This window comes from Rhodoferax sp. (assembly GCF_011391645.1).
Lineage (GTDB): Bacteria > Pseudomonadota > Gammaproteobacteria > Burkholderiales > Burkholderiaceae_C > Rhodoferax.
Window position 1 is genome coordinate 1 of sequence record NZ_JAABQC010000095.1, and the last position, 10,813, is coordinate 10,813.

Consider the following 10,813-nt stretch of genomic DNA (forward strand, 5'->3'; position numbering starts at 1 on the left):
TAAACCGTGTCCCCAAGGGTCATGGTGCGCGCCTTCATGTCCACATGCACCGCGCCCGCGCCCGAGACACAGCACTTGCCCATGCCCCGCGCCACCACCGCGGCGTGCGAGGTCATGCCACCACGCGCCGTCAAAATGCCCTTGGCCACACTCATGCCGCGCAGGTCTTCCGGTGAAGTTTCCTGGCGCACCAGAATCACGTCCTTGCCGGCCTTGGCCCAGGTTTCGGCTTCATCGGCATGAAAAACAATCTGACCGGTGGCGGCGCCGGGCGAGGCTGGCAAGCCGCGTGCAATCGGCGTTGCCGCCTTGAGCGCTTTTAGGTCAAAAATGGGGTGAAGAAGCTCATTGAGCCGCTCGGGCGCGACCCGTTGCAGCGCGACTTTCTCGTCGATCATGCCTTGCTGCAGCATCTCCACGGCAATGCGTACCATGGCGGCACCGGTGCGCTTGCCATTGCGGGTTTGCAGCATCCAGAGCTTGCCCTCCTGAATGGTGAACTCAATGTCCTGCATGTCCCTGAAATGGTTTTCCAGTGTGGTCTCGGCATGCAGCAACTGCTGGTAGATGTCGGGCATCAGCTCTTCCAGCGAGGGGTAGCGCAGGCGGCGCTCTTCTTCGCTGACCAGCGCCAGATCGGCCCAGCGCCGCGACCCGACCAGCGACACCTGCTGCGGTGTGCGGATACCGGCCACCACGTCTTCGCCCTGGGCGTTGACCAGAAATTCGCCGTTGAACAAATCCTCGCCAGTGCCGGCATCGCGCGAAAAAGCCACGCCGGTGGCGCTGTGGTCACCCAGGTTGCCAAACACCATGACCTGCACGTTCACCGCCGTGCCCCAGGAGGCGGGAATGTCATTGAGCTCGCGGTAAACACAGGCGCGCTCGTTATTCCAGCTTTCAAACACCGCCCAGACCGCGCCCCAAAGCTGTTCCCACGGGTCGGTGGGGAAGTCGCGGCCAATGCGCGCCCGGATCAGCGACTTGAAACGCTGCACCAGTTCCTTCAGGTCATCGGCGTCGAGGTCGGTGTCGAGCTTCACGCCTTTTTGTGCCTTCACCATGTCGATGATGACTTCGAACGGGTCGTGGTCTTCCTTGGAAACGGGTTTGAGGCCCATCACCACGTCGCCATACATCTGCACAAAGCGTCGGTAGGAGTCCCAGGCAAAACGGGCATTGCTGGTTTTGCGCGCCAGGCCCAGCACGGCCTCGTCATTCAGGCCCAGGTTCAGGATGGTGTCCATCATGCCGGGCATGGAGGCCCGCGCACCCGAGCGCACCGACAACAGCAGCGGGTCGCTGGCATCGCCAAAGGTCTTGCCCATCTCGGCTTCAAGAAACTTCACGCCCGTCAGCACCTCGCCCTGGATCAGCTCGAACACGGCCTCGCGACCCTGCTCGGTGAAGGCGGTGCAGGCTTCGGTGCTGATGGTGAAACCCGAGGGCACCGTGATGCCCAGGCGGCACATCTCGGCCAGATTGGCGCCCTTGCCACCTAGCAGGTTTTTCATGGAAGCAGCGCCTTCGGTACGGCTGCTGCCAAACACATAGACAAATTTTTCAGGAGTTTTCATGGTCAGTCCTTGTTCAAAGTGCTGACAACATGATGCCCATCCCTTGCCGGGTCCACCTTGACGAACCTCAAGCTTTATGTCGAACCTGAATCACGGCGGAGCGTCAGGCCCCGCGCTTCGGCGGCGTCGCCCGCCTACAGGCTCTGCAGCTTTTCCAGCGCCTGGTTCAACGTGGCTGTTTTTTTACCAAAGCAAAACCGAACCACCTGCTGGTCAAAGCCATCACCATAAAAAGCCGACAGCGGAATGGCAGCCACACCGATCTCGGTGGTCAACCATTTGCAAAAGTCGGCTTCTCCCAGGTCATTGATGGCCGAGGTGTCCACACACTGAAAATAGGTGCCCTCGCAGGGCAACAGCCTGAACCGGCTGTCTTTCAGCCCGGCGCGAAACAGGTCGCGCTTTTCCTGGTAGAAAGCGGGCAGGTTCAGGTAGGCGTCGTGGTTGTCCATGTAGGCGGCCAGGCCGTGCTGCACCGGGGTGTTGACGGTGAACACATTGAACTGGTGCACCTTGCGAAACTCCTGCGTGAACGCCGCCGGGGCCGCCACATAACCGACTTTCCAGCCGGTCACATGGTAGGTTTTGCCAAAGCTCGACACCACAAAGGCGCGCTCGGCCAGGCCCGGAAACAGGGCCGCGCTTTGGTGTTTATGGCCGTCAAAAACCATATGCTCATACACCTCATCGCTGATCAGCAACACATTGGTGGGCGCCAGCAAAGCCTCCAGTTGCCGCATTTCGACCGACGTCCAGACCGTGCCGCTGGGGTTGTGCGGCGAGTTGACAATGATGGCCCGCGTTCTGGGCGTGATGGCGGACGCAATTTTTTGAAAATCGGGGCGGAAGCTGCCAGGGGTCAAGGGCACGCGCACCGTCACGCCGCCGGCCAGCTCGATGTTGGGCACATAGCTGTCGTAGCAGGGCTCCAGCACGATCACTTCGTCGCCGGGGTGCACGACGGCCAAAATGATGGTCAGGATGGCTTGCGTGGCACCTGCCGTGATGGTGATCTCGGTGGCTGCGTTGTATTGGCGGTGGTAAAGCGCGGCAATTTTGGCCGCCACGGCTTCACGCAGCACCGGCACACCGGGCATCGGCGGGTACTGGTTTTTGCCCTGCTGCATGGCCTGGGTCACGGCATCGACCAACTTTGGGTCGCAGTCAAAGTCCGGAAAACCCTGACCCAGATTGACCGCATTTCGCTCGGTCGCCAGAGCCGACATGACGGTGAAAATGGTGGTGCCGACGTTGGGGAGTTTGGATTGGAGAGTGATCATTTTTAATTAGTTGAGGACAGAGCAAATTTGCCTCGCAAATCTTGGTCTGTCCCGCAAGGTCTCTAATTTGTTGAGGACAGAGCAAATTTGCCTCGCAAATCTTGGTCTGTCCCGCAAGGTTTCACAATTCATAATCGTTCACCTGGCCGGTCATGGCGCGGGCCACCAGGTTGCGGGTGAGCCGGGAGCTGAGCAGTTCGGCAAATTGATAGACAAAATTGCGCAGATAAGCGCCGCGCTTGAACGCAACCCGCGCCACATTCTGACCAAACAACTGGCCCGCCGGCCGGATCACCAGTTCATTGTTCGCGCCCCCCTCCACCACATCACGCACCGACATTTCGGCGGCTATACCCACCCCGAGACCCAGCTTGACATAGGTCTTGATCACATCCGAGTCGATGGCTTCCAGGGCAATGCGGGGCTCAAGCTTGCGCGTGGCAAAGGCATGGTCAATTTTGGTGCGCCCGGTGTAGGACGGGTGGTAAGTAATCAGGGGCTCGTGGGCAATGTCTTCCAGCGTCAAATGGGCTTTGCTGCACAGTGGATGCCCAAGCGGCAACACCAGCACATGCTGCCACTCGTAACACGGCAAGGTCACCAGCTCGTCATAACCATCCAGCGACTCGGTTGCAATGCCGATCTCGGCCACTTCATCGATCAGCATCTGCGCCACCTGATCGGGTGAACCCTGGTGCAGGCTGACGTTGACCTTGGGGTAAGCCAGGCGCAGCTTGGCCACCGGGTCTGGCAGCACATAACGCGCCTGGGTGTGGGTGGTGGCAATCGACAGGGTGCCGCTGTCTTCCGAACTGAATTCTTCGCCGATGCGCTTCAAATTGGTGACTTCGCGCAGAATGAGCTCAATGCTTTTGAGCACTTGCCGGCCTGGCTCGGTGACGCGCTTGAGGCGCTTGCCATGGCGGGCAAAAATTTCAATGCCCAGTTCCTCTTCGAGCTCGATGATGGCTTTGGAGACACCCGGCTGGGACGTGTGCAGCGCCTTGGCGGCCTCAGTCAAATTGAGATTTCGCCGGACCGCCTCCTGGACAAAGCGGAATTGGTGCAGATTCATGTCGTCACGGAGTGTTACGGCTTCGACGCGGGCATGGCAATCTGTGCCAGCAACTCAACCACACGAGCGTCTTCGCCCACCGACGGCTGCAACAGAAAGCTGATCTGCGGGTAGTCCCGCTGGAGCGCAGTGACCAGCACCGGCAAGTCTTCGCGGGCGTGCCGGCCCACTCCCAGAAACATGGGCACGATGGTGATGCTGTCAACGCCAAGCGCCACCAGTTCCGCCGTGGTGGTGGCGAGATCAGGCTCCGTGAGCTCAAGGAACGAACAACGCACACAACACTGCGGGTCAATGGTCAGCATGCGCTGGGCCACGGTGTCTATCGGGACCCGCCAAACAGGGTCGCGCGAGCCATGGCCAAAAAGAATGGTTGCCTTCATATGTTGCTGTCTTTCAGTAGTTGGGGAAGCGTCCACGGGTGGGCATCATCGCCTGAGCACCAGCCAGCCAAAGGCCGAAAGCGACAACACCGAGTAAATCATGCCGGGCAGGGCCGCCGACAGCCAGGGCTGCCAGTTCTGCAAATTGCCAATATAACCAAAGACGTTGTTGAGCAAAAAGAAGCTGATGCCCGCCAGCACGCCCCCAAACACATAGGTGGTGATGCTTCCGGAACGGAAATGCAAATAGGCAAAGGGCAACGCCAGCACCACCATGACCAGACAACTCAAGGGGTAAAAAACCTTTCGCCAGAACTCGATTTCATAGCGCTGTGCTGCCTGGGCGTTGCTCTGCAAGTGCTGGATGTACTGAAACAAGTCAACGGCGCGCATGCGGTCGGGCTTGAGCAGGGCTGCCGCCACCATTTCGGAGCTGAGTTGATTGGGCCAGCGCAGTGAGGCCAATTGGGTGCGGTCAATGCTGGCTGTTGTGGCGCCTGCGGCCGGAAACTCTACGCGACTGACCTGTTGCAGCAGCCAGGCCTCGTCATCAGAGACCGAGGCAGACTTGGCCTGCATGATCGACATCAGAAAACCCCGGTTGTCAAACTCAAAAATCCGGATATCGTGCATCTCGCCATCAGAGGCCAGTTCACCCACGTTGACAGCGCTCTGACCGTAGTCCTGCGTCTCTTTGAGCCAGGCACCCGTCTGGCCCAGTGTGATGCGCCCGGTGTACCGCGCCTTGAGCAACTGGGCCGCACGGTCAGCCGCCGGTGCCAGATAATCCCCAATGGCAAAGGTCAGCACAACAAAGCCCATTCCCAGAATCAACAGCGCCTTGAGCGCACGCCACGGGCCGAGCCCGCTGGTGCGCAGGATGGTGAACTCGGAACTCTGCGCCAGCCGCGCCATGACAAAAATGGTGCCAATCAAGACCGCAATCGGCATGAGTTCGTAGAGGTGAGTGGGAATGATCAGGGCCACATAGCCAAGCGCATGCGCCAGGGTGTAACCGGTCGCGGTGTAGCGTCCCACAGCCTGGATTTCTTCGACGAGGTCAAAAAATAACAGCAGAGACAAAAAGCCCAGCGTGACAAAAGCCACCGCCCTGAGCACCTCACCATAGAGCAGCCGGCGAATGGTTTTCACTTCGAAACCGCCTTTCGATGCCAGAGCGACGAGCCCAGCATCTCGCGCCATTGCAAGTTCATATGGCTCTTGGCAAGCACCAGTATCGCCAACACAAACACACTGCCATGCAAACCCAGCATCAACTGGGCAAAGCTGAATTTGCCGCTCTCGATCATGTTTTGCCCCAGCCCGAGCAGGTTGTAGTAGAAGACGAAAGTGAACAGCGCAAAAACCAGATTGGCGCTTCGGCCCACGCGCGGATTCACACTGGAGACTGACACGGCAATGATCACAAAATTAAACGAGATCAGCACCAGCCCCAGCCGCCATGACAATTCAGCCCAATACTGGGGCGTCGGATTGTCAATGAGTTCGGCCGTTGTGCGGGTCTTGACCGGCACAAAATTCATCGCCTCAAGCACCTCGCTGCCGATCTGGATGCCGTATTGCTCAAACTCACTGACTTTGATCTCGTCGGTCTCCAGCGAGCGCTCCAGCCGCTGACCATTGTTGAGAATCAAAAAGCGCCCCGTCGGCAGCGTTTCAATGCGGCCACTGCGCGCCGAGGTCACGGTCTCCTTGCCCTTCTCGGCGGTGGCAATAAAGACATTGGCGCCGCTTTGTTCCCCCGACACGTCCTTTTCAATGAAAAACACCCGCTTGCCGTCGGCAGATTCCTGAAACTGACCGGGCGCAATGCGATCCAGATCGCCGCGCTGCTCGTACTGGTTCTTGAGTTCCTCAATGCGCAAATTGGTCCACGGCAGAATCACCAGGGCCAGCCCGGCCACCACAGCAAACACCGGCCAGGCGAATTGCAGCAACGGCCTGATCACGGCGAACAGCCCCTGCCCGCTGGACAACCAGATCACCATCTCGCTGTCCTGATACATGCGCAACAAGGTCGAAATGATGGCAATGAACAAACCCAGGGTCAACAGGGTGGGCATATAGGCCAGCACGTTATAGCCCATCACCAAAAACACGTCTGAAGGATCAAATCTGCCGCGCGAGGCCAAGCCCAGTGTGCGGATCAGGACGATGGTCATGACCACCGTGACCAGCACGATCAGGGTCGCGCCAAAACTTCGGGACAGCTCTTTGCGTATGGATGAATGGAATAACATTACGTCAACTTGAAAGGCTGAATTATGAACTTTGAACTGATGACCTGGGACACTGCCAGCGCGGGCGATGAAAAATGTGATGTTTTGCTGATGCTTCTCGCAGCCACGTTCAAACCCGGCCGAGATCCGCTGTCCGCGCTGATCAGCAAGGCGCTCAAAGCGGGCGACCTGGCGGACAAGCCCGCCAGCCTGCTCGATATTTACCGTCCGGTCGGTCTGGCTTGTGCCCGTCTGGTGCTGGTGCAGGTGGGTGATGCCAAGGCAGGCAACATCGGCAAGGGCGTGCGGGCGGCCATGGCCCTGATCAAAGCCGCCAAGCCCAAGAAGCTCAGCGTGTGTTTTGCCCAAGCCCCCGACAACCAAACGCTGCATGTGGCGTTGACCACGGTGGCTGAGGCCAGTTATGTCTACGCCACCACCTTGAGCAAGTGCGAGCCACGCACCCTTACCCACGTCAAAGTCGGCGTGCCTTACGGCGCAGACCTGGCAACCCCGTTCGCCCAGACCGTGGCCGCCATCAGCGGCATTGAACTGGCCAAAGAATGGGCCAACCGCCCGGCCAACCATGCCACCCCCAGCCACCTGGCAAAGGCGGCGCAGGCACTGGCCAAATTTCCCCGCATCAAGTGCGATATTCTGAACCTCAAGGACGCCGAAAAACTGGGCATGGGGGCATTTCTGGCCGTGGCCAAAGGCTCTGCCGAGCCACCAAAATTTATTGAGTTGCACTACAAGGGAGCGTCAAAAACCCAGGCACCGGTGGTGTTGGTGGGCAAGGGCATCACCTTCGACAGCGGTGGCATTTCCATCAAACCCGCCGCCGAGATGGATGAGATGAAATACGACATGTGTGGTGCTGCCAGCGTGCTGGGTGTCTTCAAGGCGCTGGCCGAATTGCAACCCCGCGTGAATGTCATCGGCTTGATTCCTGCGTGCGAAAACATGCCCAGCAGCCGCGCGGTAAAGCCGGGCGATGTGGTCACCAGCATGAGCGGCCAGACCATCGAGATCCTCAACACCGACGCCGAGGGCCGCTTGGTGCTGTGCGACGCCCTGACCTATGCCGAGCGCTTCAAGCCGCTGGCCGTGCTCGACATTGCCACGCTCACCGGCGCCTGCGTGATTGCGCTGGGCGGCGTGCGCAGCGGTTTTTTCACCACCGATGACACCTTGTCGACGGCGCTCGCCAAGGCCAGTGAGTCGTCGCAAGACCTGTGCTGGCCGATGCCGCTGGACGAGGACTACGCCGAGGGCCTGAAAACCAGCTTTGCCGACGTGGCCAACGTTGCGGGACGTCCCGGTGGGGCCATCACTGCGGCCAAATTTTTGCAGCGCTTCACCAGCAAATACCCATGGGGCCACCTGGACATTGCCGGCACCGGCTGGAAAAGCGGCAGCGCCAAGGGTGCCACGGGTCGTCCGGTGGGCTTGCTGCTGCACTACGTGTTGTCTTTGCAAACCAGCGCCGCCTGATGCCTGTGACCGAAGTTGAATTCCATACCCAGGCACCCGACCGGCTGCTGTATGCCTGTCGCCTGTTGCGCAAGGCAGCCAGCAGCGCCGCGCGGGTGCTCGTCACCGCAGACAGCGACACCCTGAGGCAACTCGACCAGCAACTCTGGTCGTTTTCCAGCACCGATTTTGTGCCCCACTGTTTGCAGGACGCTCCCGCGCAGGTGCTTGAAAACTCCCCCATCGTGCTGACTTCCGACCTGCCACCCCAGGCGACACAGACCATTTTGCTAAACCTGGGCTCGACGGTGCCCGCTGGTTTTGAGCAGTTCGCACGGCTGATTGAAATCGTGAGCGAAGATGCGCTCGACAAGCGTCAAGCCCGCAGCCGCTGGAAACAGTACGCCGCATCGGGATGCAAATTGACCAGCCACACCCTGCAAGCCAAAGCCGAAGCATGACCGTTCCCATGCGCCAACCACCCCGCTTTGTGCCAACGCTCACCGAGGTGATCGACCCCTCTGCTTCCAACCAGACCGCAACACACTCGGGCATTGACGAGGAAGCCCTGGTTGCAACAATCCTGCAACAGGTTCAACCCATGGCCGACCTGTTGCTGCGACAGGAATCTGAACAATGGCTGCGCGCAACACTGGCACAAGAATTGCGTGGCTTCAGTACCCGGATGCAAAGTGAGCTTGAATCGATGGTGCGTCAAGCAGTCAGTGAAGCTTTGACGCCCCAGAATCGATCCGAAGCCAACCGTGCGCCTGAAGATTTCTGAAATATATGCACCAAATGAGTAACTTCCCTATGGCGATGTCACTCAAATTAAGCTATCGTGCACGGCTAGAATTTATTTCTACAATTTTTTTTAACCTGGAGTATTTATGCGCATTCAAAGTACCTTGACCCTGATCGCTGCCGCAGCATTGTTGGTGGCTTGTGGCAAAAAAGAAGAGGCAGCACCGGCCGCAGCGCCCGCAGCTGCTCCTGCTCCCGCTCCTGCTTCCAATGTGATCAAGATTGGCCACGTTGGCCCCACCAGCGGTGCAATCGCCCACCTGGGTAAAGACAACGAAAACGGTGCTCGCATGGCCATTGACGAACTCAATGCCAAGGGCGTCATGCTGGGCGGCCAAAAGGTCACCTTTGAGTTGCTGGCCGAAGACGACGCCGCTGATCCCAAGCAGGGCACGGCTGTGGCGCAAAAGCTGGTTGATGCCAAGGTTGCTGGCGTGGTGGGTCACCTGAACTCGGGCACCACCATCCCTGCTTCTAAGATCTACAGCGATGCGGGCATTCCCCAAATTTCTCCTTCTTCAACCAATCCAAAGTACACCCGTCAAGGTTTCAAGACCACCTTCCGTATGGTGGCTGACGACACCCAGTTGGGTGGCACATTGGGCAAATATGCAGTGGACACACTCAAGGGCAAGTCGATTGCCGTGATTGACGACCGTACTGCCTATGGCCAGGGCGTTGCTGAAGAATTTGCCAAGGCCGTTGAAGCCGCTGGCGGCAAAGTGGTTGCCAAGGAATTCACCACCGACAAGGCCACGGACTTCACCGCTATCCTGACCTCCATCAAGGCCAAGAAGCCCGATGTGGTTTTCTTTGGCGGCATGGACGCCGTTGCTGGCCCCATGATGAAACAAATGAAGGGTCTGGCCATGAAGCCCAAGTTTATGGGCGGTGACGGCATCTGCACAACCGAACTGCTCAAGCTGGGTGGCGACGCCATTGCAGACAACCAGGTTTACTGCGCTGAAGCCGGCGGTGTCGATGGCGAAGCCAAGGTTGGCATGGAAGAGTTCAAAGTCAAGTACCAGGCCAAGTTCAACACCGACGTGAAGCTTTATGCACCTTACGTGTATGACGCGGTAAACATCATGGTGGCTGCCATGGTCAAGGCTGACTCGGCTGATCCTGCCAAGTACCTGCCCATGCTGGCGACCACGGCCGATTTCAAAGGCGTTTCTGGCCCGGTTTCCTTTGATGAAAAAGGTGACATCAAAAACGGTGCTTTGACCCTCAAAACCGTTCGCGCTGGCCAACTGGAAACCCTGGCCGTCATTCGCTAAACCAAACCAGCGCTGACACCGCAGTGTCAGCCTGCAAGGGAGCAAACTCTGGTTTGCTCCCTTTTTTTATGGCCGCAGCGCTGCATTGGCGAAAGCATCGGCCCGGGCAGGTAGAATGCGCAGCTCTGGAGCGGTGGATGAGTGGTTTAAGTCACACGCCTGGAAAGCGTGCGGGGAGTTAAATCCCCCGGGGGTTCGAATCCCCCCTGCTCCGCCAGATATAACCCTAAGTAGTTGATCTACTTAGGGTTTTTTCTTTTGGTGGCTCCATTCCCATCAAATGTCCCACCAATTCAAAAATGCGAAGTTTTTAGTTGAACAGGCAAAAAAAACCCAGCAGGGCTAGTGCTGGGTTAAATCTCGTTCTCGCTGCTGAAGGTAAAAACAAGCTTGGGACTTAGGAGCCCCGACGCAATGTAGCTCATGATCCTGTGCTTCATTGTTCGCCAGCACACATAACGACGCACCAATCTCAAAAATAAGAAACCCGGACAGAGCCGGGTCAAACCACCGTTCAATTCTGGTGGTTCACGCGAACGAATCAGCCATCAACGCATTGAACCAGATGCTCATTTCTTCAAAACTGTCACTGTTCCAGCCGGTGGAGGCGGCAGAGCTGCCGGCTACCGGCGCCATGGTCATTGTGGTCGGGCTGTACCGGAACACGGCAGTCAGCCATGAGGCCTGGCTCATGGTGATGG

Annotated in this window: 10 protein-coding genes and 1 tRNA gene; 5 read left to right on the top strand and 6 right to left on the bottom strand. The window is 58.4% G+C overall.

Going from position 1 to position 10,813, the window contains the following annotated elements; all coding sequences use genetic code 11:
- The 6 genes from GPS82_RS11360 to lptF form a co-directional block, all read right to left on the bottom strand.
- The coding region (locus GPS82_RS11360) for a PEP/pyruvate-binding domain-containing protein (protein ID WP_296494689.1) at positions 1 to 1,577 on the bottom strand (1,577 nt) is incomplete at its 3' end.
- A gap of 134 nt (positions 1,578 to 1,711) precedes the next feature.
- Positions 1,712 to 2,857, bottom strand: a complete 1,146-nt coding sequence (locus GPS82_RS11365; protein WP_296494692.1) for a pyridoxal phosphate-dependent aminotransferase — start codon at positions 2,855 to 2,857, stop codon at positions 1,712 to 1,714.
- Positions 2,858 to 2,978: 121 nt separating this feature from the next.
- The gene (locus tag GPS82_RS11370; protein ID WP_296494695.1) at positions 2,979 to 3,932 is read right to left on the bottom strand and encodes a CysB family HTH-type transcriptional regulator; all 954 of its coding nucleotides are present in this window, start codon (positions 3,930 to 3,932) and stop codon (positions 2,979 to 2,981) included.
- Between the two features lie 14 nt (positions 3,933 to 3,946).
- Positions 3,947 to 4,315 (bottom strand): CbiX/SirB N-terminal domain-containing protein, encoded by a 369-nt coding sequence (locus tag GPS82_RS11375; RefSeq protein ID WP_296494698.1) that lies wholly within the window; start codon positions 4,313 to 4,315, stop codon positions 3,947 to 3,949.
- Between the two features lie 45 nt (positions 4,316 to 4,360).
- Positions 4,361 to 5,467 (bottom strand): LPS export ABC transporter permease LptG, encoded by a 1,107-nt coding sequence (gene lptG / locus GPS82_RS11380; protein WP_296494700.1) that lies wholly within the window; start codon positions 5,465 to 5,467, stop codon positions 4,361 to 4,363.
- A complete protein-coding gene (gene lptF / locus GPS82_RS11385) occupies positions 5,464 to 6,576 on the bottom strand; it encodes an LPS export ABC transporter permease LptF (protein ID WP_296494702.1) in 1,113 nt (370 codons plus the stop codon). Before lptF ends, lptG begins: the two co-directional genes overlap by 4 nt.
- A gap of 24 nt (positions 6,577 to 6,600) precedes the next feature.
- On the opposite strand from lptF, the gene GPS82_RS11390 reads away from it, so the two are divergent.
- From GPS82_RS11390 to GPS82_RS11410, 5 genes are all read left to right on the top strand, one after another.
- Positions 6,601 to 8,049 (top strand): leucyl aminopeptidase, encoded by a 1,449-nt coding sequence (locus GPS82_RS11390; RefSeq protein ID WP_296494705.1) that lies wholly within the window; start codon positions 6,601 to 6,603, stop codon positions 8,047 to 8,049.
- A complete protein-coding gene (locus GPS82_RS11395; protein ID WP_296494708.1) occupies positions 8,049 to 8,489 on the top strand; it encodes a DNA polymerase III subunit chi in 441 nt (146 codons plus the stop codon). The genes GPS82_RS11390 and GPS82_RS11395 overlap by 1 nt, the downstream gene beginning before the upstream one ends.
- 8 nt (positions 8,490 to 8,497) lie before the next feature.
- Positions 8,498 to 8,812 (top strand): hypothetical protein, encoded by a 315-nt coding sequence (locus GPS82_RS11400; protein ID WP_296494709.1) that lies wholly within the window; start codon positions 8,498 to 8,500, stop codon positions 8,810 to 8,812.
- A 106-nt stretch (positions 8,813 to 8,918) separates the two neighbouring features.
- On the top strand, positions 8,919 to 10,112 hold the full coding sequence (locus GPS82_RS11405) for a branched-chain amino acid ABC transporter substrate-binding protein (protein ID WP_296494713.1): 1,194 nt from the start codon (positions 8,919 to 8,921) through the stop codon (positions 10,110 to 10,112).
- Positions 10,113 to 10,239: 127 nt separating this feature from the next.
- Positions 10,240 to 10,329: transfer RNA gene (locus tag GPS82_RS11410), tRNA-Ser, on the top strand.
- Positions 10,330 to 10,813 lie beyond the last annotated feature (484 nt).